Source organism: Alitibacter langaaensis DSM 22999 (assembly GCF_003096995.1).
GTDB classification, from domain to species: Bacteria; Pseudomonadota; Gammaproteobacteria; order Enterobacterales; family Pasteurellaceae; genus Exercitatus; species Exercitatus langaaensis.
On the sequence record NZ_QENU01000001.1, the window covers coordinates 232,653 to 257,861 of the forward strand.

Annotated in this window: 23 protein-coding genes, 2 tRNA genes and 1 other RNA gene; 7 read left to right on the forward strand and 19 right to left on the reverse strand. The window is 41.2% G+C overall.

Translation table 11 applies throughout. The annotated features are described in order from the left end of the window. The first annotated feature begins 16 nt into the window (after positions 1 to 16). An RNA gene (ffs, locus tag C8D76_RS01155) (signal recognition particle sRNA small type) lies at positions 17 to 115 on the forward strand. A 27-nt stretch (positions 116 to 142) separates the two neighbouring features. Here ffs and cydC read toward each other — a convergent pair. The 5 genes from cydC to C8D76_RS01180 form a co-directional block, all read right to left on the reverse strand. Next, positions 143 to 1,873, reverse strand: coding sequence for a heme ABC transporter ATP-binding protein/permease CydC (cydC, locus tag C8D76_RS01160; RefSeq protein ID WP_116631001.1), 1,731 nt, complete (start codon positions 1,871 to 1,873; stop codon positions 143 to 145). A 54-nt stretch (positions 1,874 to 1,927) separates the two neighbouring features. Continuing rightward, entirely contained in the window at positions 1,928 to 3,715 is a 1,788-nt protein-coding gene (gene cydD, locus C8D76_RS01165) for a heme ABC transporter permease/ATP-binding protein CydD (RefSeq protein ID WP_116631002.1), read from the reverse strand. A 201-nt stretch (positions 3,716 to 3,916) separates the two neighbouring features. After that, positions 3,917 to 4,870: a thioredoxin-disulfide reductase gene (trxB, locus tag C8D76_RS01170; RefSeq protein ID WP_116631003.1), complete on the reverse strand. Its 954-nt coding sequence runs from the start codon at positions 4,868 to 4,870 to the stop codon at positions 3,917 to 3,919. A gap of 50 nt (positions 4,871 to 4,920) precedes the next feature. Beyond that, positions 4,921 to 5,769 carry a co-chaperone YbbN gene (locus tag C8D76_RS01175; RefSeq protein ID WP_116631004.1) on the reverse strand — a complete coding sequence of 283 codons (849 nt, stop codon included), beginning with the start codon at positions 5,767 to 5,769 and terminating at the stop codon, positions 4,921 to 4,923. Between the two features lie 102 nt (positions 5,770 to 5,871). After that, complete coding sequence (locus C8D76_RS01180) at positions 5,872 to 6,612, reverse strand: hypothetical protein (RefSeq protein WP_116631005.1); 741 nt, start codon at positions 6,610 to 6,612, stop codon at positions 5,872 to 5,874. A 133-nt stretch (positions 6,613 to 6,745) separates the two neighbouring features. Here C8D76_RS01180 and prlC point away from each other — a divergent pair, with 133 nt between their 5' ends. Further along, positions 6,746 to 8,785, forward strand: a complete 2,040-nt coding sequence (gene prlC, locus C8D76_RS01185; RefSeq protein ID WP_116631006.1) for an oligopeptidase A — start codon at positions 6,746 to 6,748, stop codon at positions 8,783 to 8,785. Positions 8,786 to 8,828: 43 nt separating this feature from the next. On the opposite strand, the gene der is transcribed toward prlC, so the two are convergent. The 4 genes from der to dnaQ all read right to left on the reverse strand — a co-directional run bounded on the left by der (position 8,829) and on the right by dnaQ (position 11,524). Further along, complete coding sequence (gene der / locus C8D76_RS01190; RefSeq protein ID WP_116631007.1) at positions 8,829 to 10,343, reverse strand: ribosome biogenesis GTPase Der; 1,515 nt, start codon at positions 10,341 to 10,343, stop codon at positions 8,829 to 8,831. A gap of 113 nt (positions 10,344 to 10,456) precedes the next feature. Beyond that, a tRNA-Asp gene (locus C8D76_RS01195) sits at positions 10,457 to 10,533 on the reverse strand. A gap of 40 nt (positions 10,534 to 10,573) precedes the next feature. Further along, positions 10,574 to 10,650, reverse strand: a tRNA-Asp gene (locus tag C8D76_RS01200). Between the two features lie 76 nt (positions 10,651 to 10,726). Further along, positions 10,727 to 11,524 (reverse strand): DNA polymerase III subunit epsilon, encoded by a 798-nt coding sequence (gene dnaQ, locus C8D76_RS01205; protein ID WP_116631008.1) that lies wholly within the window; start codon positions 11,522 to 11,524, stop codon positions 10,727 to 10,729. Positions 11,525 to 11,582: 58 nt separating this feature from the next. Here dnaQ and rnhA point away from each other — a divergent pair, with 58 nt between their 5' ends. Next, positions 11,583 to 12,047, forward strand: a complete 465-nt coding sequence (gene rnhA / locus C8D76_RS01210) for a ribonuclease HI (RefSeq protein ID WP_116631009.1) — start codon at positions 11,583 to 11,585, stop codon at positions 12,045 to 12,047. A gap of 136 nt (positions 12,048 to 12,183) precedes the next feature. On the opposite strand, the gene lexA is transcribed toward rnhA, so the two are convergent. After that, a complete protein-coding gene (lexA, locus tag C8D76_RS01215; RefSeq protein ID WP_116631010.1) occupies positions 12,184 to 12,816 on the reverse strand; it encodes a transcriptional repressor LexA in 633 nt (210 codons plus the stop codon). Between the two features lie 129 nt (positions 12,817 to 12,945). Next, the gene (smpB, locus tag C8D76_RS01220) at positions 12,946 to 13,428 is read right to left on the reverse strand and encodes an SsrA-binding protein SmpB (protein WP_116631011.1); all 483 of its coding nucleotides are present in this window, start codon (positions 13,426 to 13,428) and stop codon (positions 12,946 to 12,948) included. A gap of 211 nt (positions 13,429 to 13,639) precedes the next feature. Here smpB and C8D76_RS01225 point away from each other — a divergent pair, with 211 nt between their 5' ends. Next, positions 13,640 to 14,011: a YbaK/EbsC family protein gene (locus tag C8D76_RS01225; protein ID WP_116631012.1), complete on the forward strand. Its 372-nt coding sequence runs from the start codon at positions 13,640 to 13,642 to the stop codon at positions 14,009 to 14,011. A gap of 100 nt (positions 14,012 to 14,111) precedes the next feature. Here the strand turns inward: C8D76_RS01225 and arcA are convergent, their stop codons facing one another. The 5 genes from arcA to C8D76_RS01250 all read right to left on the reverse strand — a co-directional run bounded on the left by arcA (position 14,112) and on the right by C8D76_RS01250 (position 17,070). Next, a complete protein-coding gene (arcA, locus tag C8D76_RS01230) occupies positions 14,112 to 14,822 on the reverse strand; it encodes a two-component system response regulator ArcA (RefSeq protein ID WP_116631013.1) in 711 nt (236 codons plus the stop codon). Positions 14,823 to 15,016: 194 nt separating this feature from the next. Continuing rightward, positions 15,017 to 15,301, reverse strand: a complete 285-nt coding sequence (locus C8D76_RS01235; protein ID WP_116631014.1) for a YciI family protein — start codon at positions 15,299 to 15,301, stop codon at positions 15,017 to 15,019. Between the two features lie 16 nt (positions 15,302 to 15,317). Beyond that, complete coding sequence (gene yciA / locus C8D76_RS01240; RefSeq protein WP_116631015.1) at positions 15,318 to 15,761, reverse strand: acyl-CoA thioester hydrolase YciA; 444 nt, start codon at positions 15,759 to 15,761, stop codon at positions 15,318 to 15,320. An 8-nt stretch (positions 15,762 to 15,769) separates the two neighbouring features. Next, entirely contained in the window at positions 15,770 to 16,306 is a 537-nt protein-coding gene (locus tag C8D76_RS01245) for a septation protein A (protein WP_116631016.1), read from the reverse strand. After that, entirely contained in the window at positions 16,306 to 17,070 is a 765-nt protein-coding gene (locus C8D76_RS01250; RefSeq protein WP_116631017.1) for a hypothetical protein, read from the reverse strand. The genes C8D76_RS01245 and C8D76_RS01250 overlap by 1 nt, the downstream gene beginning before the upstream one ends. A 279-nt stretch (positions 17,071 to 17,349) precedes the next feature. On the opposite strand from C8D76_RS01250, the gene C8D76_RS01255 reads away from it, so the two are divergent. After that, entirely contained in the window at positions 17,350 to 17,997 is a 648-nt protein-coding gene (locus tag C8D76_RS01255) for an OmpW/AlkL family protein (RefSeq protein WP_116631018.1), read from the forward strand. 215 nt (positions 17,998 to 18,212) lie between these two features. Here the strand turns inward: C8D76_RS01255 and recN are convergent, their stop codons facing one another. Both recN and C8D76_RS01265 read right to left on the reverse strand, forming a co-directional pair. Then, positions 18,213 to 19,889, reverse strand: a complete 1,677-nt coding sequence (recN, locus tag C8D76_RS01260) for a DNA repair protein RecN (RefSeq protein WP_116631019.1) — start codon at positions 19,887 to 19,889, stop codon at positions 18,213 to 18,215. A 78-nt stretch (positions 19,890 to 19,967) separates the two neighbouring features. Continuing rightward, on the reverse strand, positions 19,968 to 20,879 hold the full coding sequence (locus C8D76_RS01265) for an NAD(+) kinase (RefSeq protein ID WP_116631020.1): 912 nt from the start codon (positions 20,877 to 20,879) through the stop codon (positions 19,968 to 19,970). A gap of 135 nt (positions 20,880 to 21,014) precedes the next feature. Here C8D76_RS01265 and grpE point away from each other — a divergent pair, with 135 nt between their 5' ends. After that, positions 21,015 to 21,599: a nucleotide exchange factor GrpE gene (grpE, locus tag C8D76_RS01270; protein WP_423802734.1), complete on the forward strand. Its 585-nt coding sequence runs from the start codon at positions 21,015 to 21,017 to the stop codon at positions 21,597 to 21,599. A 108-nt stretch (positions 21,600 to 21,707) separates the two neighbouring features. Here the strand turns inward: grpE and mnmC are convergent, their stop codons facing one another. Next, the gene (gene mnmC, locus C8D76_RS01275; protein WP_116631022.1) at positions 21,708 to 23,729 is read right to left on the reverse strand and encodes a bifunctional tRNA (5-methylaminomethyl-2-thiouridine)(34)-methyltransferase MnmC2/FAD-dependent 5-carboxymethylaminomethyl-2-thiouridine(34) oxidoreductase MnmC1; all 2,022 of its coding nucleotides are present in this window, start codon (positions 23,727 to 23,729) and stop codon (positions 21,708 to 21,710) included. A gap of 170 nt (positions 23,730 to 23,899) precedes the next feature. Here mnmC and fabB point away from each other — a divergent pair, with 170 nt between their 5' ends. Continuing rightward, on the forward strand, positions 23,900 to 25,120 hold the full coding sequence (gene fabB / locus C8D76_RS01280) for a beta-ketoacyl-ACP synthase I (RefSeq protein WP_116631023.1): 1,221 nt from the start codon (positions 23,900 to 23,902) through the stop codon (positions 25,118 to 25,120). The last annotated feature ends 89 nt before the right edge of the window (positions 25,121 to 25,209 follow it).

Here is a 25,209-nt window from a genome sequence, read left to right on the forward strand (position 1 = left end):
GAGCCCAATGGGCGCCTTCTCGGTCTCTCGCAATGGTGTCTGGTTTACTCGGTCAGGTTCGGAAGAAAGCAGCCAAAGTCAGAATTTCCGTGTGCCGAGAATCAGCTGGGGAGGTGCCCACCCAACTTAATCCTTTCTTTGCTTAAATTCTTCCGTATAATTCTTTGAAATATCCCGTTTCTTTTTGTATTAATTGAGTAAATTCGCCTTGTTCAACTAATTCTGCGTGGTCGACAACGAGTATTTGATCGAATTGTTCAATCGCTGTTAAGCGGTGCGTTACCATAATCAGCGTTTTATTTTCAGCGTGCTGTAAAATTAATTGTAATACTTGGCGTTCTGTTTCGCGATCTAAACCTTCGGTTGGCTCATCGAGCAATAAAATTGGGGCATCGTTCAGCAAAATGCGGGCTAATCCTAAACGGCGTTGTTCTCCACCAGAAAGTGGGCGTCCGCCATCTCCTAGCCATTGATCTAAACCTTTCTCATCGGCGAGCAATTTGTTTAAACCCACTGCATTTAACACATTGATCATTCGCTCATCAGATAATGTGGTCTTGTTGGCAATTTGTAAATTCTGGCGCAAGCTGTCACTAAACACGTGAACACGCTGAGTTAAAAAGCCAATATGCTCACGCAATGCGGTTTCTGTATAGGCTGAAATTGGTTTGTTGCCCAATTGAATAGTGCCTTGCGTAGGGTTGTAATTACGCACTAACAACTGTAATAAGGTTGATTTTCCACTGCCAGTTTTCCCTAAAATAGCCACTTTAGATTGCGCAGGAATTTGCACATTTAGCTGGTTCAATGCCATATCTTGGCGTTCAGGGTAGTGAAAGCTAAGGTTTTGAATGTCGAATAAAATTTTTGAAAAATCGACCGCACTTTCTGTGTCATTGAATTGCACTAAGGGGTGTTGTTCCATAATTTCTGTGACATTTTGTGCAGAGGCGATGACCTGCCCAATGTGCAAGAAAGCCGCGCCAATCGGCATCAAAATTTCAAAAGCGGCTAAAGCAGCAAAGGTAAACAGCCCGATAAACGCCGCTTTGTAGGTGTCAGAACCAAAGTCTGCCGCAGCCGCGAACCAAAGGGTGAGCGCTAACAATAAACCATTAGCAAAAAGCACCAGCGCCGTGGAAAGCCCGCTTAAATTACTTTCCCGTTGCTGATAATTTTGCCATTGGGTTTCAGTGTCATTGAGTTGCGTTTTGAGTTTGTCTTCGGCATTAAATAGCAATAATTCGGCTTGCGCTTGAATAAATTCAACAAATTGGCTGCGATATTGCTGGCGAGATTGGGTCAACGGTTGACCGAATTTTGTGCCTAAGCGATAAAAAATAGTGGGGATAATTAATAATAAAATCAGTAACGTGAACCCGATAAATAGAGCAAGGGGCAGATGAAAAAAGCTTAATGCCAATGTCATCAGCGCAATCACAATCACCGCGCTCATAAATGGGGCGACAAGGCGCAAATACAGGCTATCAAGGGTATCGACATCTGCTACCAAACGATTGAGCAAATCGCTGTTGCGATAACGGTTTAGCACCGCAGGCGACAGGGGAATGATTTTGCTAAAAACCGTGACACGCAGTTTGGCGAGAATACGGAAAGTGGCATCGTGGGTGACGATTTTTTCTGCATAACGCGCGGCGGTGCGACCAATGGCTAAACCACGCACGCTGGCTGAGGGGTAGAAAAAGTTAAACAATGTCCCCGCGCCTGCAATAGCCGTTGCCGATAAAAACCAACCCGACACCGTCATTAAGCCAATACTGGCGGCAAGCCCAGTAATCATCAAAATCACACCAATTATCAGTGACGTTTTTGCATATTTAAACTGTTGAAGATAAGGGAGTAGTGAACGCATGGTTTTCCTTAAAATTCTTATATTTTTGACCGCACTTTTTGAGTGGCGATGAGATTAATGAATATCTTGTTGGCGTTGAACGAGTAGTTCGGCGAAATAGCCCGTCTGCTTTAATTGCTCAAAATGCCCTTGTTGCACAATTTGCCCTGCTTGCATCACCAAAATTTGATCGCATTGCTTGAGATCTTCAATGCGGTGCGTAATCATCAAGGTCGTTTGTTGTTGGCTAATCTGATTTAGCGCCTGTAACACTTGGTTTTCCGATCTGGCATCAAGGCTTGCGGTGGGCTCATCTAACAGCAATAACGCCCCTTTTCGCAACAAGGCGCGCGTAATGGCTAGGCGTTGAGCTTGTCCAACAGAAACCCCAATTCCGCCGTCTTTGATCTCGGCTTCTAAACCTAATTTGTCGGTAAATTCTTTGGCATTGGCTTGGGTTAATGCTTGCTGAATTTGCTCATCAGTGGCGTGAATGTCGCCTAATAACAAGTTTTCTTTAATCGTGCCTTGCAGTAACAATGGATTTTGCCCAACCCAAGCAATATGTTTACGCCATTGGCTTAAATCCGTATGTTTGAGTTCTACGCCGTTGATTTTTAGGTTTCCTTGATAAGGCAAAAAACCTAAAATCGCATTCATAATAGAAGTTTTCCCTGCGCCACTTTGCCCAACCAATGCAGTATGAGTCTGTGCCGAAAGGGTGAATGACAGTTGTTGGGTTAAAGGGTTTCCTTCAGGGGAAAGCACAATTAAATTTTCTGCTTGAATTTCGACCGCACTTTGCACAGGAATTTGTGCGGTGGTTTGCGCCGTAGTTTGTGCTATGGTCTGCGATTGAGCAATTTGATAATCCGTATGAAGAAAGGTTTCGATAGCATCTGCTGCGCCAATGGCTGCTGCACGGTCGTGATAATAGGTGCCAAGATCACGCAGCGGTTGATAAAATTCGGGTGCTAAAATTAAGCAGAAAAAGCCGACAAATAACGTCATCCCCGCGCCAAGCTGCCCAAATTCAATTTGCCCTAAATAGCTAAAGCCAAAATAAACCGCCATAATCGCGATAGAAATAGAAGTGAAAAATTCCAGCACCGCAGAAGATAAAAATGCCACTTTTAAAACGTCCATCGTGGTTTGGCGGAAATCTTCGGTGGATTGCTCAATATGTGCGGTTTGCTCTGAAGTGCGGTTAAATAATCGCAAGGTTTCAAGCCCTTTAAGGCGATCGAGAAACTGCCCGCTGAGTTTTGCCAGTGCATCCATATTTTGTTGGCTTTTATCTGCCGCCGCAATGCCCGCTAAAATCATAAAAATCGGCACAAGTGGCGCGGTGACGAGCATAATTAAACCTGCCGCCCAGTTTAATGGAAAAATCGCGATGAGAATCACCATTGGTACAATCGCAGATAACATTTGTTGTGGTAAAAAACGCGCATAAAAATTATGTAAATTTTCCACTTGTTCTAACATCAATGTTGCCCAGCTGCCTGCTGGCGTGCGATTAAGCGTTGCAGGGCCGACCGCGTGAATTTTATTTAAAATTTGCTGGCGGATATGGTTGCGTATAATGCGCCCTGCTTGAAAACCGATTTTTTCACGGAAATAAAGAATTAACGCGCGCGCGGTAAATCCCGCAACAAGCAGAATAAACTCGGGCAGCATAGCACTGCGATCTGAGCCTTCGATAATGAGATTATGCAACAAGGTTGCCAATAACCAAGTTTGCCCAACGAGAATGAGCGAAGAAAGTGTGGCAAGCGCAATGTTTAAATTTAGTTGTGGCTTGATGAGAGATTGCTGCGCGCGAAGCCATTTGAAAAGGTGTTTTTGGCGTTGTTTTTCCATGGAAAATCTATTCTAAAAATTACTGATTTAAGCCCATCAAAACTAAATAGTGAGTTTGACGAAAATTGAGGTGCAATTAAGTTTTATGCTGATAAACGATGGGGAATTTTACAAGAAATTAACAACATCTGCATTAAATAGTTGGCTTTCATCCATAAAAAAACGCACCTTTTTGTGCGTTTTTATTCATTTTAAGACGGGTTATTGTTGAGCATCTAAAAAGCGTTCTGCGTCTAATGCTGCCATACAGCCTGTGCCTGCTGATGTAATGGCTTGGCGATAATTATGATCCATCACGTCACCTGCGGCAAACACGCCTTCAACCGAAGTTGCCGTAGCATTTCCATCAAGACCCGATTTCACAACAATATAGCCATTGTTTAATTCAAGTTGATCTTGGAAAATTTCCGTATTCGGCGCGTGACCAATCGCTACGAATAAACCATCGATTTTTAGTTCTTCGGTGGTTTCTGATTTTGTACTTTTTAAACGCAAACCTGTCACACCCATATTGTCGCCCAGCACTTCATCTAAAGTGCGGTCAGTATGGAGAATAATTTTGCCTTCTTCGATTTTTTTATCTAAACGACCCAATAAGATTTTTTCCGCGCGGAAGCTGTCACGGCGGTGGATTAAATGTACTTCACTGGCGATATTGGCAAGATAAAGCGCTTCTTCCACTGCCGTATTTCCGCCACCAATCACCGCAACAGGTTTGTTTCGATAGAAAAAACCATCGCAGGTCGCACAAGCTGAAACGCCTCGCCCTTTGTAGGCTTCTTCAGAAGGCAAGCCAATATAACGAGCCGATGCGCCTGTGGCGATAATTAATGCATCGCATGAAAAAGTTTGTACATCGCCATAAAGTTTGAATGGGCGTGAAGATAAATCCACACGATGAATATGATCAAAGACGATTTCGGTTTCAAATTTTTCTGCATGTTGCAACATGCGTTGCATTAATTCAGGGCCTGTTGTATCAGCAAAATCCCCTGGCCAGTTTTCAATTTCTGTGGTTGTGGTCAGCTGCCCGCCTTGTTGCAAACCTGTTACTAACACGGGTTTTAAATTTGCGCGCGCGGCATAAATGGCAGCGGTATAGCCTGCAGGGCCTGAACCTAAAATCAGTAATTTGCTATGTTTAATGTCTGACATATTGAATCCTTGTTAAGCATAAAGTGCGGATAATTATAAGTGAGTTTTGATTAATAGAGTAGCGAATATAACAATCGGCGATACTTATTGGCTAACGGCTCGGTGCCGAGCGCAGATAAAATGGCTAAAAATTGTTGTTTCACATCGCCATTTTGTGCTGCAAGATCTTGGCGTAAAATTGCGAAAAGTAACTCTAAGGCTTCTTCATCGCGGCTGGCTTGGTGTAATTGCAACGCGAGTTTTAGCGCAATTTCTGGTGTTGGATTTTGGGCATAATCAGCTTGTAATTGCTGAATTTCAGGCGTGTCTGCCGCTTTGATAAGCAATTCAATTTGCGCCTGCAAGCCTTGCCAACGGCTATCTCTATCTTGCAATGGAATTTTGTTTAAGATTTCTGTCGCAGGTTCAGTTTTTTTCATCGCAATATAGGTTTCAGCATAAAGCAATGCAATATCACTATTTTTGTGATCGGATAATTTCCACGCTTCTTTTAGCAAAGGCAAGGCTTGCGCATAATCTTCCGCTTGCAAAAACTCCAACGCAAGATTGAATTTGATCTCTTCTTCTTTCGGCAAGATTAAACTTAAACGTTGTTTCAGTTGCTCTTCTGGTAATTCGTTTTGGAAAGCGTCTAACGCCTGTGCTTCTTTAAATAAATAGGTGGTCGGCAAGGCTTGAATGCGGAATTGCATCGCAATGCTTTGCTCTGTTTCGCAGTTGACTTTACCAAGAATAAATTGCCCTTGGTATTGCTCAGCATAACGCTTAAGAAGTGCAGTGAAATTGACCGATGATTCATGACTCGGCGCATAAAATACCAACACTAACGGAGTTTGCTGAGACTGTTGGAGCGTTTCCGTGAGGTTTTGTTCGTTCAGTTCAATAATGTAATTTGACATAGTTATTCTCATTTTAGAAAGGTCTAAACTCAAAGTGCGGTCAATTTTGTCAAAATTCAACTGCACTTGTGATGAATGAAGGTGAATAATTAATGCTTATGATTAATTCACTTGAATTTTAGTGTCATCGTTAAACACTAATTCTCGGGCGATATTGACGACGCTGATTTTTGCATTAGGGTCGGATAATAGCTTTTGCACTTCATCAGGTAATTCTTTGAGTTTTAGGGTAACAATCACTTCTTTACGAGTTTCAGGCATAAACTCTTTTTCAAAGGGCGCACTGACGTCGTAAGTGAATATTACATTATCCGCATTTTTCAACACCGCAGTCCATTTCGCCAGTTGTAACGGTTTACCGCCTTTGTTATCCACAAAATATTTTAAAATAAAGGTTCGTTCTTGTTGTTTAGAAACGCCAAAGCTCGCGCTGCGAAAGGTGATTGGCATGGTGTGATTAAATAAATCTAGGGCGGTGAGCACTTGAGTTTCTGCCATTTCTTTTTCTAATTTTGCCGCATAAATTTTATCTTGTTCTTCCAAGGCTTTTTCATGATCTAATTCTTTTTGGCGTTCTGCGGCTAAGGCTTGCTGTTGCTGCTTTGATAAAGCTATTCTGCGCTTTTTCTCCGCTTGGAAAATTTGTTGATATTCTTTTTCTCCAATATGTTTGTTAGCGCTCAACTGTTTGCTATCTAATTGACTCAGCGTTGTGGTTTCGCCTGTTTTTCGTAGCTTAATAACAATATCGGGCGATTCTTTTTTGATTTCAGCTTGCACCGCCACACTGAATAATAAAGCGCAAAGCAGCCAAAGTGCGGTCAAAATTTGGGGTATTTTCATATTTATCCTAAACAAGAAAGTTGTCTGTATTATGAATGAGCATTTCTAAATGTTCAATATTTTCCCTTTAGACCTTGATTTTGCTAGAATCGCACACCACTTGATAAAAATTATTAACGATAAAGGAACATTTATGAGTAATCCATTGTTAGAGAATGCTGTCTTACCGCAATTCTCAAAAATTCAACCAGCGCATATTCAGCCAGCCATTGAGCAACTTATTCAAGAATGTCGTGAAACAACAGAACATGTGTTAAATCAACCGCACTTTACTTGGGATAATTTTTGCGAACCGCTTTCAGAAGTCAATGATCTCTTAAGCAAAGCGTGGTCGCCTGTGGGGCATTTGAATGCAGTGAAAAACAGCCCTGAGCTGCGTGAAGCCTATCAAGCTTGTTTGCCATTATTATCAGAATATGGCACTTGGGTGGGGCAGCATAAAGGGCTATACAATGCTTATGTGGCATTAAAAAATAGCGATGAATATGCGAATTATAGCGTGGCGCAGAAAAAAACCATTGAAAATAGCCTACGAGATTTTGAATTGTCGGGGATTTCTTTGCCAGTGGAACAACAAAAACGCTATGGTGAGATTGTTGCTCGCTTGTCGGAGCTTAATTCGCAATTTAGCAACAATGTGCTCGATGCGACAATGGGCTGGGAAAAAATTATCAGCGATGAAAGCCAGTTAGCAGGTTTACCAGATAGCGCATTGCAAGCGGCAAAACAATCGGCAGCAGCAAAAGGTGAGCAAGGTTTCCGTTTTACATTGGAATTCCCAAGCTATTTGCCTGTGATGACTTATTGCGAGAACCGCGAATTGCGTGAAGAAATGTATCGCGCCTTTGTTACACGAGCATCAGAACAAGGCCCTAACGCAGGAAAATGGGATAACTCAGCCATTATGGACGAAATTCTGACCTTGCGTGTGGAATTAGCCAAATTGCTTGGTTTTGAACGTTATACCGAACGTTCATTGGCAACTAAAATGGCAGAAAATCCACAGCAAGTTTTGGATTTCTTAGAAAATCTTGCCGCGCGTTCAAAAGCACAAGGCGAAAGAGAATTAGCCGAGTTGCAAGCCTTTTGTAAAACTCAGTTCAATCTGACCGCACTTGAGCCTTGGGACATCACATTTTACAGCGAAAAACAAAAACAAGCGTTATATGCGATTAATGATGAAGAATTGCGCCCGTATTTCCCTGAAAATCGTGTGCTTTCGGGCTTATTTGAATTAGTAAAACGCATTTTTAACATTCGTGCGGTAGAGCGTTTTGATGTAGATACCTACCACAAAGACGTGCGTTTCTTCGATTTAATTGACGAAACAGACGAAGTGCGTGGGAGTTTCTATTTAGATTTATATGCCCGTGAACATAAACGTGGCGGCGCATGGATGGATGATTGTGTTGGACGCAAACGCAAAGCTGACGGCACAATTCAAAAGCCTGTTGCCTATTTAACTTGCAACTTCAACGCGCCTGTTGGGGATAAGCCTGCATTGTTCACCCATGATGAAGTGACAACCTTATTCCATGAATTTGGGCATGGTATTCATCATATGTTGACCAAAATTGATGTAGGCGATGTGTCGGGCATTAATGGTGTGCCTTGGGATGCCGTGGAATTGCCGAGTCAGTTTATGGAAAACTGGTGCTGGCAAGAAGAGGCGTTGGTATTTATTTCTGGGCATTTTGAAACGGGCGAGCCATTGCCAAAAGATAAACTTTCTCAGTTAATCAAAGCAAAAAATTTCCAAGCAGCGATGTTTGTGTTGCGTCAACTTGAGTTTGGTTTATTTGATTTCCGCTTGCATCATCAGTATCAACCGGGCAAAGCAAATCAAATTTTAGAGACACTAGCGGCAGTTAAAAAACAGGTCGCCGTGATCAAGGGCGTGGAGTGGGCGAGAACACCGCACAGCTTTAGCCATATTTTTGCTGGCGGTTATGCCGCAGGTTATTACAGCTATTTATGGGCTGAAGTTTTATCGGCAGATGCCTTTTCACGTTTTGAAGAAGAGGGCATTTTTAATGCTGCAACGGGTCAATCTTATTTAGATGAAATCTTAACCCGTGGTGGTTCAGAAGAGCCAATGGTGCTATTTGAACGCTTCCGTGGACGCAAACCAACCTTAGATGCGCTATTGCGTCATAAAGGTATTGCCAACTAAAACTCGTAATAAAAAAGTGCGGAAATTGACCGCACTTTTTTGTTTAACGTTTTGATTTTTTAATGAATTTCATTAAACGTTTACGTTTGCGTAGCTGATTTGGGGTGAGTTTATTGCGTTTTCCCGCAAATGGATTATTCCCTTCTTGGAACAGCAAACGAATCGGCGAGCCAATGATTTTTAGGCTGCGGCGATAATAATTGGACAGATAGCGTTTATAACTATCTGGCAAACGTTCGATCTGATTACCATGCACCACAATAATCGGTGGATTATAACCGCCTGGGTGCGCATATTTTAATTTGATACGGCGACAGCTCATCATTGGCGGCTGATGCTCGTCCGTAGCCATTTGTAAAATGCGCGTCAGCATAGATGTGGTCATTTTTTGCGTTGCACAAGCATAGGCTTCTTGAACGCTTTCAAATAAATTGCCAACACCGCTACCGTGCAATGCGGAAATAAAATGAATGCGCGCAAAGTCAATAAAATCAAGACGGCGGTCAAGTTCAGATTTCACTCGATCCTTAATTTCTTGATTTAAACCATCCCATTTATTCACCACAATAACCAGAGAACGCCCTGCATTCAGAATAAAACCAAGCAAGGATAAATCTTGATCGGAAATACCTTCACGAGCATCAATGGTTAATAACACAACGTTGGCATCTTGAATGGCTTGCAAGGTTTTAATCACCGAGAATTTTTCTACGGTTAAATGCACTTTACCGCGTTTACGCACCCCTGCGGTGTCAATAAGCGTATAGTGCTGCCCATCACGTTCCATTGGAATATAAATACTATCACGCGTTGTGCCCGGCATATCATACACCACCACGCGATCTTCGCCCAAAATTCGGTTTGTTAAGGTTGATTTACCCACATTTGGACGACCTACAATCGCAATTTTGATATTTTTATCTTCAGGCTCTTCGCAGGTTTCTTCCAACGCGTCATCTAAGAGTGAAGTATCATTTTCATCTGAAAAGTCGAAATCCGTATCCCATTCATCTTGTTCAGAATTTTCGCCATTTTCGACCGCACTTTCATCATTCATATGCTCAGCGAAAGGGGCTAATACTTCTTCCATTAATTGGGTGACGCCGCGCCCTTGAGCAGCGGCAATTTGCGCAATATCGCCCAAACCTAATTGATAAAATTCAGCACAATGGCTGTCTGCATCAATGCCATCGGTTTTGTTGGCAACCACCACGGTCATTTTGCCTTGGCGTTGGCGCAGATAATTCGCAATGCCAATATCAGCAGGGGTTAAGCCTGCACGGGCATCAACGAGAAAAAGCACAACATCGGCTTCTTCAATGGCGAGTAGCGATTGTTCCGCCATTTTTTCTTCTACGCCTTCTTCAGTGCCGTCAATACCGCCTGTATCGATCACAATAAAATCATAGCCAGAAATATTGGCTTGACCATATTTACGGTCGCGAGTAAGACCAGGAAAATCTGCAACTAAGGCATCACGGGTGCGAGTTAAACGGTTAAATAATGTGGATTTGCCGACATTGGGGCGTCCTACAAGGGCAACTACAGGTGTTGTCATAAAATATCTCTTATTCGGGCTGAACATGGTGAAAGTATATCAAATCTTGCTTGATTTTTATATTTCACAAAAAAGAAAAAGCACAGTCAAAACAACTGTGCTTTTAAAATAATTGGCGGAATGGACGGGACTCGAACCCGCGACCCCCTGCGTGACAGGCAGGTATTCTAACCAGCTGAACTACCACTCCGCGACTAATTTTTTAAATAAGGAGTTAAAATGAAAAAAATTGGCGGAATGGACGGGACTCGAACCCGCGACCCCCTGCGTGACAGGCAGGTATTCTAACCAGCTGAACTACCACTCCGCTAAGTGGTGCGAATAATACTTGCCAATAGTATTCACGTCAACCATTTTTTTCAAAGTCGTTTCTACTTGGTTAATTAATGCACGGTTTTGCCGTTTTCCGCTTGCGGATTTAATCGGTTAAACCAAATGCAGTTATTTTTACTTTTCTTTTGAATGGTTTGAATTTGTTCTTCGTGTGCAGATAATTCTTCAGTTGTGGGCAAGAGCACTTGTAAATCATTGACAATTTTCACCGCACTTTGCTCAATCACTTGGATTTTTTCTTCACGAACTTGGGGCTCTATTGGCTCATTTTCATCAAATAAACTCACCTGCCCACCCGTCATGGCAAGATAGACATCGCCCAAAATTTCCGCATCCAGTAAAGCGCCATGCAAGGTACGTTTACTATTGTCGATATGTAAACGATCGCAAAGAGCATCTAAGCTATTGCGTTTTCCCGGATATTGACGGCGGGCAAGCTGTAAAGTGTCGGTAACCATGCAAATGTCAGTGGTTTTCACATTGATATTGTGCTTGCGAAATTCATAATCCATGAAGCCCACATCGAAAGGGGCATTATGAATCAACAATTCAGAGCCTTTGATAAAGTCAATAAATTCTTGTGCAATGGTGGGAAAATCAGGTTTATCCGCCAACATTTCATCGGTAATGCCATGGACTTGAATTGCTTCGGGATCCACGGAACGATCAGGTTTGATATATAGATGCAGTTTTCTGCCTGTATATTTTCGGTTGATCATTTCCACCGCGCCAATTTCAATGATGCAATGGCCTTCATAATGGGCACCAAACTGATTCATCCCCGTTGTTTCGGTATCCAGCACAATCTGGCGAGTGGGCTGTAATTCTGTATTCTGTGTTGTTGTCATTAGAAAATTTCCTAAATTTGCGCTATTATCACCGCACTTTCGGCAATTGTATCAGATTATGCAAAAACACATTGAAATTTTTACGGATGGCTCTTGTTTAGGCAATCCTGGCGCAGGTGGCACGGGCGTATTATTGCGCTATAAACAGCACGAAAAAACGTTATCCAAAGGCTATTTTAAAACTACCAATAATCGTATGGAATTGCGCGCGGTTATTGAGGCATTGGAAAGTCTGAAAGAACCTTGTCGCATTACCTTGTGGAGTGATAGCCAATATATGAAAAATGGCATCACTCAGTGGATTTTTAACTGGAAAAAAAACAACTGGAAAGCAAGTACAGGAAAACCAGTGAAAAACCAAGATTTATGGATTTTGTTGGATAATTTAATTCAACAGCACCAAATTGATTGGCGCTGGGTCAAAGGACACGCTGGGCATCGTGAAAATGAGATCTGTGATGAACTGGCTAAACAGGGGGCAGAAAACCCAACATTAGAAGATGTAGGTTATCAGCCAGAATAATGCGTTATTGCGCTAGATTGAACATTGCATTTAAACAATAAAGAGAGCATTTCACCATTTTTAGCCTTGCGATAAACGTGAAAGTGCGGTCAGAAATTTAGAAATTTTTGACCGCACTTTGAACATTTAGTATTGATTACATCCACGCATTATTACGAATGATACCAACCGCGATGCCTTCAATAGAGAAATTTTCTGTTTCACGTAAATTCACGACAATAGGATCGAATTCTTCATTTTCAGCATGCAGATAAATCACTTCACCTTTGCGTTCTAGGCGTTTAACGGTTACTTCATCTTCAATACGAGCAACAATGACTTGACCGTTGCGGACATCTTTCGTGCTATGTACTGCTAATAAATCGCCATCTAAAATACCGATATCTTTCATTGATTGACCACATACTTTTAATAAAAAATCCGCTTGTGGTTTAAACATATCTGGATCAACTTTGTATGTACCCTCAATATGTTGTTCAGCAAGAATAGGTTCGCCAGCTGCCACTTGCCCAATTAATGGTAAGCCCTCTGGTTCATCATTTGCGGCCTCCATTAATAAACGAATTCCGCGTGATGTTCCCGCTAGAATTTCAATAGCACCTTTACGCGCGAGTGCTTTCAAATGCTCTTCTGCGGCATTTGGAGAACGGAAACCTAATTCACGCGAGATTTCTGCACGTGTTGGCGGCATACCTGTTTTTTCAATATAACTTTTTAAAAAGTTGTACACCTCTTGCTGACGCTGGGTCAACGGTTTAGTTAATTTCATCTGCTCTCCTTATTTAGTCTGTAATTTATTGATATTATATACAGGCTGAGATTAATTTCAAGTAATTGCTGTAGAAATTTTCACATTAATAAAAAAGCAATTCCTAATGAAATTGCTTTTATGTTTGATTTAGCCACGATGTGCGTTTTTCATGATGCGATCTTTCTGCATTTTCCATTCTCGCTCTTTAATGTCTTCGCGTTTATCGTATTGTTTTTTCCCTTTTGCCACACCGATTTTGACTTTTGCCCAAGCATTTTTCCAGTAGAGTGAAAGGGCAACTAGTGTATAGCCGTCACGGTTTGTTTTGCCAAACAAGCTATCGAGTTCACGCTGATTGAGCAATAATTTTCGCGTGCGCGTTGGATCGCAAACAATATGCGTTGAAGCCACGTTGAGGGGTTGAATGGTTGCACCAAATAAGAACGCTTCGCCATTGTTAAAAATAACATAGCTATCACTTAAATTGGCTTTCCCTGCGCGCATTGATTTGACTTCCCAACCTTGTAGTGAAAGCCCTGCTTCAATTTCTTCTTCAATGAAATAATCATGACGAGCACGTTTATTTAGTGCTATGGTATTAGAACCGACCTTTTGTTTTTTCTTAGCCATTTTGTTTTTGTATTAAGAATGAATGGTGGGAATTGTACCGAATAACGTAGCTTATCACAATCAAGAAGAATAACCTGTATAAAAAGTGTACAAAGATAATTTTAGTAAAACGAATATTTGTCACACACTTTGAAGTTAAGTTATAGTTTCTCAAGTTTGAGCCGTGGAATACGAAAGACGCAAAGCGAAATTAAATGATTAAGGAAATACGATGTCAGAAAAAACATTTGAAAATTTGACCGCACTTTTAGACCAAAATCAAGCACGTTATCGTATCGTGCACCATTCTGCGGCAGGCAAATCGGAAGAAGTAGCGAAAATTCGCGGTACAGAACTTGGGCAAGGGGCAAAAGCTTTGGTGTGTAAAGTCAAATGCAATGGCGTGAAACAAGCGTTGCTTGCGATTCCACCTTTTAGCTTTCATCCTGCGCTTAAGCTCATCGTCGATCCTAGCCTGCTTGAACGCTATGATGAACTGGCGTTTAATGCAGGCACATTAGAGCATTCTATTATCCTAAATACGCAAGATTATGCCCGTATTGTTCAGCCGACTTTAGTGAGTTTTGTGAAGGCAGATGGTTAATGCAGATCGCTTAGATTGAGGGGTAATCACATAAAAGTGCGGCCAAAATGTTAATAATTTTTTGACCGCACTTATTTTATGCTGAATTTAGTTTAAAGGATTATTCTAGCTCACCGCAGAAACGATAGCCTTCTCCGTGAATCGTGGCAATAATTTCGGGTGTATCTGCATGATTTTCAAAATGTTTTCTAATACGGCGAATGGTAACATCCACGGTACGATCATTTTCTTTTAACTCGCGCCCTGTCATTTTGCGTAATAAATCTTCGCGGGTTTGAATTTTTCCAGGATTTTCACAAAAATGTAACATTGCCCGAAATTCGCTGCGCGGTAATTTATATTCAACACCGTCAGGGTTGACTAGCACATGCTTATTAATATCCAATACCCAACCATTAAAACGATAAAATTCTGTGGCAGTGGTTTGTGTGCGCTCACTGTCATTCATTGTGCGATGTAACAAATTGCGCGCACGAATGGTTAATTCGCGCGGGTTGAATGGTTTGGTAATGTAATCATCAGCACCGATTTCTAAGCCTAAAATGCGATCCACTTCATTGTCGCGGCCAGTTAAGAACATTAGTCCAACGTTCGCTTTTTCACGCAATTCACGGGCGAGCATTAGCCCATTTTTCCCTGGTAAATTAATATCCATCACCACTAAATGAATATTTTTTTCAGCTAGAATTTGATTCATCTGTGTGCCGTCTGTGGCTTCATAGACTTCATAACCTTCCGCTTCAAAAATGTTCTTAAGTGTGGTTCGCGTAATACTTTCGTCTTCGACAATTAAAATTTGTGGTGTTGACATAAAATCCATTCTCCCTAAATCGAGTTAGGCTGTATTCTATATTTGCAACAAAATTGTAACAATAAAAAAATACATTTAGCACTAAATTTTATGATTTAGATCATGAAAATTAGCGTACGCAATATTATTCAGAAATTTTTACCATAAAAAACGCGCTACATGAGCGCGTATAGATAGAGAGAAATTCAGACAAATTAGAAAACACGTTTAAAGGGTTTGACGGTGACATCAGTATACACGCCCGCTTCAACATAAGGATCTTGGCTTGCCCACGTTTGCGCTTCTTCTAAAGAATTAAATTGTGCAATCACGGTTGAACCTGTTACCCCACTGCCATCAGCCGTTGGATTTGGCCCTGCGGTGAGCAAGCAGTTTTCATCTTGCAATTTTTGCAAGCGGGCTAAATGTTTTGGGCGTGCATTGAGACGCTGTTCTAATGTATTCGGTTTATCTTGCGCAATAATCACGAAATATTCCATTTTTTTCTCCTTAAGATTAGTCGTCTATTGAGGCGAGTGCTTGCTCTAATTCAGGGTTATTTTCTGTGGGTACAGGGCGTGGTTTGCCTGCTTTATCAATGGCGACATAAGTGAATAATGCTTCTGTCACGCAGTGGCGATCAGTCATGCCTTGATAAACTTGTTTGATCCATACTTCCACTTTAACTTGCATCGAGGTTTTGCCGACTTTCACGAGTTTACCGTAGCAACAGACTACATCGCCAACGGAAATGGGACGTAAAAATGTGATTCTATCTACGCACACGGTTACAACGCGGCCTTTGGCAATTTCTTTGGCAAGAATCGCTCCGCCCATATCCATTTGCGACATAATCCAGCCGCCAAAAATATCACCATTGGCATTGGTGTCTGAGGGCATCGCAAGTGTACGTAAAATTAGCGCGCCCTTGGGTTGGCGAGGTTGAGTTTGTTCTGTCATGGTTATTCCTATTCTTTTTCTTTTGGAAGATAGCGGTAAATATAAACCCCAGTAGCTACGGTTGCAACTAAGGTCATAATAATGATGCCGAAGGATTTAAAATCGACCCAGATTTCTTCTGAATAATTTTGGCTGATGTAGATATTTGCTAGCATACAAATAATAAAAAACACAGCCCAGCCTAAATTGAGTTTATTCCAAGCGACATCGGGCAGTTTTAACTCTTTATCTAATAATTTTTGAATTAACGGTGTTTTAAAGCCGAATTGGCTGATGAGCAATGCTAATGCAAAAACGCCGTACACAATGGTGACTTTCCATTGCAAATATTTGACTTCATTAAAATAAGCGGTGAGTGCGCCAAAAAATATTACCGCAATGCCCATAATCATTTGTTGTTTTTCAATGTTGCCATATTTTAGTTTTAAAATGATCAGCTGAAGTGCGGTCGCAATCATGAGTGTAATTGCTGCCGCTTGAATACCAGATATTTTGTAAACCACAAAAAAGAGGATTAACGGAATAAATTCAAGTAATTGTTTCATTATGCTGCCTTTTGTTTAAATACGGTGTAAAAGCGATAGCTGAATACTAATGAGAAAACATTAATAAATGCAATAATTGCTAACACGATGATAAAAAAGACTAAATTGCTTGCAAGGCTAGATATTTGCAAGCTAACCAATGGCAAGAAGAAATAAGTGATTAAGCAATACATAAAAAGTATGCCAGAGCGTTTGATCCCTGATTTGAATGTATCTTGCAGGGCAGTTGTGAGCGGTGAGTCGCCCATCAAATAACTTAAGGGCGCAAGACATAGGCGGACGAAAACAATCACGCCTGTAATCATTAAAAATAGCGATAATATAGATGGAGATTGCTTTAATGATAACTGTGCTACGCCAGTGCTTACACCAACAAATAACGGAAGAATACTAATCACGCTAAGCACGGCAACACCCAGAATACGGCTTATACCTAATTGTGCAGCATTGGTCAAATTAAAGTTTCTCCCTTGGCTAATTTGATGAATAGCAGCGAGCCCCCATGTGGCAATAGATAATGATACTGCCTGTTTCATAAAGCCATTTAATAATGATGCTTCATTCATGGATTGCTCAATGATTGCCTGAGTTAATTCCGTTTGTGATATATCGGCGTCATTTGGCACGTTTATTTGCGTTGGAATCAATAGTGAAAATGCGCCTGTTGCCAACATAAAAATGATGATAAAGGCAATAACAAACTGGCGCTGGTTACGGACAAAATTCCAGCTATCCTGAAAAAGTTGGGTAAAGTTGATTGGCATAAAAATTCCTAACAAAACACCTGAAAAATTCACCGCACATTATACCCACTTTATAAATAAAATCATAAAAAAGACGAAAATTGATGTGTATCAAATTTTAGGAAATGGATATGAATGATAAAAATGAACGTTATCAAGAATGGAAATTTCGTTTGATTTTTAAAAATATGATCTTGATCACAGATCTTTTAACTCGATAAGGGTATAGTTAGCGCCGTGTAAATACACAAAAGTTATAGGGTTATTTAATCCAGTATATGAGACATTAGGGAGCCTATTATGAAAAAAACATTACTTGCATTAGGAATTGCAACAACGTTAATGAGTGGAGCAGCAAGTGCTCACGAAGCGGGGGATTGGATTGTACGTGCAGGTGGCATTTTTGTATCTGCCAATTCGTCATCACATACCAACACGGCAACTGACATTAAATTAAACGTTAGTGATAACCAACAATTAGGTTTAACTGGCACTTATATGTTTACCGATCATATTGGTGTGGAATTATTAGCGGCAACACCATTTAGCCATTCTATTGATGCCAGCGTACCAGCACTGGGCGCATCTTTAGGGGAAACAGTAAAGGTTAAACAATTACCACCAAGCCTATATGTGCAATATTATTTTATGGATAAAGATGCCGGTTCTCGTCCTTACATTGGTGCGGGTGTGAACTATACACGTTTCTTTGATGCTAAAATTAAAAATGACATTATTTCTGATTTACGCGTGAAAAAACATTCAGTTGGACCTGTGATTAATGCGGGTATTGATATCAAGCTCACTGATAATTTATATTTCAATACGGCATTGTGGTACACCCATATCCGCACTAAAGCAAATTTCAAAGCATTAGGTGCAGAACATGAAGTCGCCATTAAATTGGATCCATTAGTTGCGTTTGCGGGTTTAGCATACCGTTTCTAATTGGGTAAGCGATAATGCAATAATATAGAGCAATAAGACCTTAGTTTATTATCGTTAAATAGCTAAGGCCTTTTTATTTATTGTTTATTGATACAAAAGTAACGTTCTAATTGATTTCGGTATTTATTCTTAGCTATCAGTTAAAAGCTCTATTTGTTTTTACCTATTTCTTTGTTCTTTCTTATTGCTTTCTTTCGCCAAGGCAATTTCATCATTTATGACGCTAAATCTAACATTTCTTGTGCATTGGCTAGCGCACTATCTGTAATTTGGGCGCCACCTAATAATTTTGCTAAGGCTTTCACGCGCTCTTGTGCCGAAAGTGCGGTCATATTTGTTTCAGTTTTACCATCGACAGTCAATTTTTCCACGGTAAAGTGATGATGCCCTTGGCAGGCGACTTGTGGTAAATGGGTAACACAAAGCACTTGGCATTGATTGCCTAAACGGCGCAACAATTTACCAACAACACTGGCTGTTGCGCCACTAATTCCCACATCAATTTCATCAAAAATAAGCGCTGGAATTGCGGTTTTATCTGAGGTTAGCACTTGAATTGCTAAGGCAATACGCGAAAGCTCACCGCCGGATGCTGTTTTTGCCAATGGCTGTGGTGATTGTCCTAGATTGCTTTGTAAATTAAATACGACAGAATCAGCACCATTGCTTGTTATTTTGTTGTAATCAGTATGTAAATCAATAAAAAACTCAGCGTTTTCCATAGCTAACTGTTTTATTGATTTCGTGACTTCAGTGGCTAATTTTTTTGCCCCTTTTTGGCGACTTTCATTGAGAGCAGAAGCGGTTTGCTGCATTTTTTCAAAAGCCTGTTTTTCTTGCGCTAACAAGCTTTCTTCACTTTCAGAAAAATCGACTAGCTGTGCCAGTTCGGCTTTAATTGAACGATGAAAATTCACTAAATCAACAGGTTGAACATGATGTTTGCGCGCTAAGTGAATAGCTTGACTCATACGCTCTTCAATTTCTTGCAACAAATAGGGATCTTGTTCAATGCTTGATGACAAACTCTGCATTGAACTTGTCGCTTCTTGCACTTGAATGAGAGCATCATTGAGCATAGTGAGCACATCATTATAATTGGAATCAAGTTCCACTAATTGCTCTAAATGCTGAGTAGCGCGATAGAGCAAACCATCTACATTCACCGTGTCATTTTCACTTAATACTTGCAAAACAGATTGCGACAATGAAGTGAGTTCTTCACTATTTGAAAGACGTTTATGATCTTCTTCTAATTCTAAAAATTCGTTGGGTTGTAAATTAAATTCGTCCAGTTCATTAACTTGATACTGTAAGAGTTGTTTTTTGGCTTCATTTTCAAGACATTTTTGCTTAAAGCTATTTACTTGCTGCTGAAGATTTTTCCATTGCTGATAGTCTTCTTGCATTTGTGCAAGCAAAGTGTGGTGCGCGCAATAATTGTCTAAAGTTTCCATTTGGAAATCATTTTTGAGCAATAATTGAGAAGCGTGCTGACCATTAATATGAATAAGGCATTGCCCCAATTCTTTGAGTTGGCTTGCGGCAACCGGCGTGCTATTAATAAAGGCTTTTGAGCGACCTTCGCTATTGACTATACGGCGTAAAATACAGTATTCAGGGTTATCAATATCTTGCAGATCATGGGTTGCAAGCCAGTTGGCGGCAGCACTATTAGGGCTAATATAAAATGTGGCGCAAACATCCGCTCGCTCTTGCCCTGCACGCAACATAGAAGCTTCTGTCCGCTGCCCCAAACACAATCCTAATGCATCAATGGCGATAGATTTTCCCGCACCAGTTTCGCCTGTGATGACAGACATACCTTTACTGAATTCAATATCTAAATGGCGAACAATAGCAAAGTTATTAATAGTGAGTTGAGTAAGCATGACAAAAATCTCCTTTACTGTATGTAAATAAGTATAAATACAAATATTTATACAGTAAAGTGATTTTTTACAGTGGTATTAAAATAATTTCTTTAGCCAACCTAGTTTTGAACTTAATACATTGTAATAATTGTAATTTTTCAAGTGGAGTAGGCGTAGTTTTTGTTGGGCTTTTTTTACTGTAATAATATCATCACTGGAAAAATCTAAGGGGAGTTGGCTATCACAATTCACTTCTAATTGCGGAATATTATATTCAGCAAATCGCATAGAAATTTGGCTATTGCCGTCAATCACTAAAGGGCGTGATGATAAGGTGTGCGGAAACATTGGAACCAGTGCAATGGCGTTCAGTTGTGGCGTTAAGATTGGACCTCCCGCCGAGAGTGAATAGGCGGTTGAACCCGTTGGCGTTGCGATGATCAAGCCGTCAGAACGTTGAGAAAAGGCAAATTTATCATCAATATACACATGGAAATCAATCATATGGGCAATTTTAGCGGGGTGAATTACTGCTTCATTAATGGCGTTTCCTGTATGGATAATTTCCCCATTACGCACCACATTCACTTCCAGCATAAAACGTTCTTCAACAAAGAATTCGCCGTCTAGACAGGCTTGTAATTGGGCATAGGCATTTTTCGGATCAATATCGGTGAGAAAACCTAAATTACCGCGATTAATACCAAGCAACGCAATATCATATTTTGATAACACACGCGCACGCCCGAGCATATTGCCGTCGCCGCCAATCACGATTGCCAATTGCGCACGCAGCCCAATGTCATCTAAAGCGGCTAAATGCGATTCGGGTAAGTTTAATGCGCGCCCAACATCTTCTTCCACTAAAACATCATAACCTCGTTCTAGCAACCATTGATAAATATTTTTGTGCATTTGCAAGGTGACATCATGGCGCGGACGCCCAACTAAACCAATAGTTTTGAACGAGGCTTGCAGCCGAGTGGTGAGTTCTTGTTGTGTTTCCATAGATTTTGCTTGAATAATCGTGATTTGCCCCTATATTACAACGAAACGAGAGTACCGCAAAGGTTAACATTCATTAAATCCTTTGCTAGAATGATCGCCTTTTATCGAATTATCGAATTTTTTATGGAGAATCAAATGTCTGAACAAGATTTAAAACAAGAACAACCTGTTGAAAATACAGAAGAATTAGAACAGCCTGAAGTTCAGGCAGAAAGCGCAGAAGAAAATGCGGTAGATCCATTAGAAGATGCAATCGCCCGTGTGCAAGAATTAGAAGAACAGCTTGCGGAAGCAGCGAAAAAAGAGCAAGACGCGTTATTAAGAGCGCGTGCAGAAGTGGATAACATTCGCCGCCGTGCAGAACAAGATGTGGAAAAAGCGCACAAATTTGCGTTAGAGAAATTTTCAAAAGACATTTTGAACACCATTGACAATCTTGAGCGCGCCTTAGCAACACCTGCCAATAAAGAAGATGAAGCGGTAAAAAGTTTATTTGATGGTGTAGAACTCACTTTGAAAGAATTATTGGCAACGGTGTCGCGTTTCGGTATTGAGCCTGTTGGCGTGGTTGGCGAAGCCTTTAATCCTGATTTGCACCAAGCAATTTCAATGCAGCCAACAGAAGGCTTTGAAACGAATCAAATTACTACCGTGTTACAAAAAGGCTATTTGTTGAATAGCCGTGTGATTCGCCCTGCAATGGTGATGGTTGCAGCGTAACCGAGAGAAAAAGTACCAAAACAGAAAATGGCTGGAATATTAATTAGGGCTAGTTAGCCCATTGATATTCCAGCCATTTATTTTTCATATTTTGACCGCACTTTTGCTTTAGCTCACTGGCGTGCCTTTCAGCAATTTTCTTATCCAACTCCGATTTGGGCTTAATGCGTGGAGAATATCTTCGCTTAACGGCAAGGGTTCACCGTAGATCATCGATGCCAAAGTTTCCCCTAAAATAGGCGCGCTGGTTAAACCTCGAGAGCCGAGCGCCGCGACTAAATAGAGATTTTCATAGTTTGTCGCTGCTGGAATCGCCTGTTTACGGCGGCGTAAATTGAACAGATTTCGATATTGCTCCGCTTGCGCAGAAAAATTCGGCACATTGCCTAGCATTGGAATACGATCACGCACCGCACAGCGCACGCCCATTCGCGCAAGGTTTCCCGATGTATCCACCTCTTTTGTCCAATCTAAGCCAATATTTTTCTGAATTTTCAGCTGATTTTCTTGCTGTTCGCTATGGCTAAAATGGCGATCTTCACAATCTCGCACATGACTAGCACCGATACAATGGCTGGTTTGGGCTAAGTCAACGGGAGTGATATAACCGTCATAACACAGCACGGTTTTTAATTTTAATAGGTTATCGCTGGTCGGAATTTGGCTGACTTGCCCACGCACCGCATACAATGGCAAATGAGCGGTTTGTTCAAATTGATGAAGTTTATGACCATTGGCTAGCACAATGATATCGTGTTGATATTTCTCACCTTTTTCATTAGTGAGCAGCCAGCCTTGTTCCTGTTGCGAAAGTGCGGTGATTTTTTGTGATGTTTTTATGGTTAGCCCTAATTTTTCCAATAATGCAAAGGCATTTTGCACAAATTGACGCGGCGCAAGCCACGCGCCGTTGGCGATAAAACCACCACCACAAGGCAATGGTAACCCCACCGTTTCGCTCAATTCCGTTTGGTTCATGGCTTGATAGAGTTTGCTATGCCAGTTGAAAGCCGAAATTTTCGCTAATTTGACCGCACTTTTTTCATTATAACCACACAACGCTACACCACAGAATTGATGTTCAAATTCGATGCCTTGCTGAATCGCCCATTGCAAACGCTGCAAACCATAAGCAAAGGCATGAATATAAAATCGAATATTGCGTTCGTCATCGTCACTTAGCTGCGGATAAAAAGCGCCCTGTTTATTGCCAGAAGCATTGAGCGCAGGGCTTTCATCTTCACAATAAAGTGTTACCTTCGCGCCACGTTCAAGTAAAGACAGCGCGCTGAAAAGTGAGGCAATACCGCCGCCAACAATGCCTACATTAGCTTGCCCAGAAAATTTAGCGGATTGCGCGAAATACCAAGGAGTCGCGATATTGAGGGGTTGGTCTGCCCTTTTATCGCCGTGCAAACATTCTCGTTTTTTGCCAAAACCTTGGCGTTTTTCCACATGAAAACCCACGGATTCTAAGCCTTTTCTCACCGCACTTGCCGCAGTAAAAGTGGCAAATGAGCCGCCTGTTTTTGTGTAATTAAACATATGCGTGAACACATCTGTATTCCACATATCGGGATTTTTACTTGGCGCAAAACCATCTAAAAACCAAGCGTCCACTCGATTTTGCATATAATCCCCTAGCTGCGGGAGTTGCTGATTAATATCCCCAAACCAAAGATCCAGCGTAGTTTCGTTGAAATGATAGCGATAGCAGTCTTCAATTGGCGTGCCGTTAATCTCCCAAAGTGCGGTCAAATTTTGAGAAATTTCGTAAAATTCGGGATAGGCTTGGTGCGCCAATTGCAATTGTTCTAGCGGAATAGGGTATTTTTCAAAAGAAATAAAGAATAGCCGTTTAAGCGGCGCATCAGGAAATTGCGCGCGAAATTTACGAAAAAGTTCTGTTGCCGCAAAAAAGTTTAACCCCGTGCCAAAGCCTGTTTCGGCAATGACAAAATGCGCGGCAGAAAATTGTAGCCAACGTTGCCAAAGTTGATTTCCTTCCAAGAAAACATAACGCGTTTCCGCCAGTCCATCTTGGTTTGAGAAATAAACATCATCGAATTGGTCGGAAATCGGCGTTTGTGTACTGTCAAAATGAATGTGAGCGGGTTGAACCTGAGGCATAGTTATTCCTTTCTTGTATTTTTGCGTTCATTATAAGTGCAAAAAGGCATAAAGTGGTCTAAGGATAAAATAAAAACTTGCATTATTTTGATTTCATAGTAAATTAACGTTCAGCTTACAGTTGTAAGGCGAGTGTTAAACGCAACAATTTCAAAAATAGGAATGTGAATATGAAAAGAGCCGTGATCACAGGTTTCGGGGTTATCTCAAGCATTGGTAACAATAAAGAAGAAGTTTTAGCATCATTAAAAGCAGGTAAATCAGGTATTGAAACTGTGCCTAGCTTTATTGAAATTGGTATGCGCAGCCATATCGCAGGAACAATTAAATTAAATCCAGCCGAGCATATTGATCGTAAAGTTTATCGTTTTATGGGCGATGCCGCGGCTTATGCTTATCTTTCAATGAAAGAAGCGATTGAAGATTCAGGCTTGACAGAAGAACAAGTATCTAACGATCGCACAGGTTTAGTGATCGGCGCAGGAACAGGTTCAGCTCACAGCCAATTGGTTGCTTGTGATGCGGTGCGTGGCCCGCGTGGTGTGAAAGCGATTGGTCCTTATGCCGTAACCAAAACAATGGCATCTAGCGCATCAGCTTGTTTAGCAACACCATTTAAAATTCGTGGCGTAAACTATTCAATGAGTTCGGCTTGCGCAACTTCCGCACACTGTATTGGTCACGCTTGGGAATTAATTCAATTAGGCAAACAAGATGTCGTATTCGCAGGGGGTGCAGAAGAGCTTTCTTGGGAATGTGCAACCGAATTTGATGCAATGGGTGCCTTATCAACGAAATACAACGATACACCAGAAAAAGCGTCTCGTGCTTATGATGCAAACCGTGATGGCTTTGTGATCGCAGGCGGCGGTGCCGTTGTGGTAGTAGAAGAATTAGAACACGCTTTAGCACGTGGCGCAAAAATTTATGCTGAAATCATTGGTTATGGCGCAACATCAGACGGCTATGATATGGTTGCCCCAAGTGGTGAAGGTGCAGAACGTTGTATGAAACAAGCAATGGCGAATGTAGATTCACCAATCGACTACATCAATGTTCACGGCACATCAACCCCAGTGGGCGATGTGAAAGAATTAGGCGCGATCAAAGCGGTATTTGGTGAAAAAACACCCGCGATTTCTTCAACAAAATCAATGACAGGTCACTCATTAGGTGCAGCGGGCGCGCACGAAGCAATTTACACATTATTAATGCTTCATAACGATTTCATTGCACCAAGTATCAACATTGAAACCTTAGATGAACAAGCGCAAGGCTTAAATATCGTGACTGAATACAAAGAAAACGCAGGCCTACAAACCGTGATGTCAAACAGCTTCGGTTTTGGTGGCACTAACGCAACTTTAGTGTTCCGCCGTTATAGCAAATAATTTATTTTTCTTGTTAAAAGATATTTAAAGTGCGGTCAATTTCCGCACTTTTTTTATATGTGTAAATCGGGTATGCTGTAAAAAATTAC

What these genes read in the sequence shown, in the direction of transcription:
- grpE (WP_423802734.1), top strand. Translation starts at nt 21,015, where the DNA reads ATGTCTGAACAAGATTTAAAACAAGAACAACCTGTTGAAAATACAGAA.
- C8D76_RS01225 (WP_116631012.1), top strand. Translation starts at nt 13,640, where the DNA reads ATGTCAGAAAAAACATTTGAAAATTTGACCGCACTTTTAGACCAAAAT.
- smpB (WP_116631011.1), bottom strand. Translation starts at nt 13,428, where the DNA reads ATGGCTAAGAAAAAACAAAAGGTCGGTTCTAATACCATAGCACTAAAT.
- C8D76_RS01255 (WP_116631018.1), top strand. Translation starts at nt 17,350, where the DNA reads ATGAAAAAAACATTACTTGCATTAGGAATTGCAACAACGTTAATGAGT.
- C8D76_RS01250 (WP_116631017.1), bottom strand. Translation starts at nt 17,070, where the DNA reads ATGCCAATCAACTTTACCCAACTTTTTCAGGATAGCTGGAATTTTGTC.
- C8D76_RS01180 (WP_116631005.1), bottom strand. Translation starts at nt 6,612, where the DNA reads ATGAAAATACCCCAAATTTTGACCGCACTTTGGCTGCTTTGCGCTTTA.
- recN (WP_116631019.1), bottom strand. Translation starts at nt 19,889, where the DNA reads ATGCTTACTCAACTCACTATTAATAACTTTGCTATTGTTCGCCATTTA.
- C8D76_RS01175 (WP_116631004.1), bottom strand. Translation starts at nt 5,769, where the DNA reads ATGTCAAATTACATTATTGAACTGAACGAACAAAACCTCACGGAAACG.
- cydD (WP_116631002.1), bottom strand. Translation starts at nt 3,715, where the DNA reads ATGGAAAAACAACGCCAAAAACACCTTTTCAAATGGCTTCGCGCGCAG.
- C8D76_RS01265 (WP_116631020.1), bottom strand. Translation starts at nt 20,879, where the DNA reads ATGGAAACACAACAAGAACTCACCACTCGGCTGCAAGCCTCGTTCAAA.
- prlC (WP_116631006.1), top strand. Translation starts at nt 6,746, where the DNA reads ATGAGTAATCCATTGTTAGAGAATGCTGTCTTACCGCAATTCTCAAAA.
- trxB (WP_116631003.1), bottom strand. Translation starts at nt 4,870, where the DNA reads ATGTCAGACATTAAACATAGCAAATTACTGATTTTAGGTTCAGGCCCT.
- der (WP_116631007.1), bottom strand. Translation starts at nt 10,343, where the DNA reads ATGACAACACCTGTAGTTGCCCTTGTAGGACGCCCCAATGTCGGCAAA.
- cydC (WP_116631001.1), bottom strand. Translation starts at nt 1,873, where the DNA reads ATGCGTTCACTACTCCCTTATCTTCAACAGTTTAAATATGCAAAAACG.
- fabB (WP_116631023.1), top strand. Translation starts at nt 23,900, where the DNA reads ATGAAAAGAGCCGTGATCACAGGTTTCGGGGTTATCTCAAGCATTGGT.
- dnaQ (WP_116631008.1), bottom strand. Translation starts at nt 11,524, where the DNA reads ATGACAACAACACAGAATACAGAATTACAGCCCACTCGCCAGATTGTG.
- C8D76_RS01235 (WP_116631014.1), bottom strand. Translation starts at nt 15,301, where the DNA reads ATGGAATATTTCGTGATTATTGCGCAAGATAAACCGAATACATTAGAA.
- mnmC (WP_116631022.1), bottom strand. Translation starts at nt 23,729, where the DNA reads ATGCCTCAGGTTCAACCCGCTCACATTCATTTTGACAGTACACAAACG.
- lexA (WP_116631010.1), bottom strand. Translation starts at nt 12,816, where the DNA reads ATGAAATTAACTAAACCGTTGACCCAGCGTCAGCAAGAGGTGTACAAC.
- C8D76_RS01245 (WP_116631016.1), bottom strand. Translation starts at nt 16,306, where the DNA reads ATGAAACAATTACTTGAATTTATTCCGTTAATCCTCTTTTTTGTGGTT.
- yciA (WP_116631015.1), bottom strand. Translation starts at nt 15,761, where the DNA reads ATGACAGAACAAACTCAACCTCGCCAACCCAAGGGCGCGCTAATTTTA.
- rnhA (WP_116631009.1), top strand. Translation starts at nt 11,583, where the DNA reads ATGCAAAAACACATTGAAATTTTTACGGATGGCTCTTGTTTAGGCAAT.
- arcA (WP_116631013.1), bottom strand. Translation starts at nt 14,822, where the DNA reads ATGTCAACACCACAAATTTTAATTGTCGAAGACGAAAGTATTACGCGA.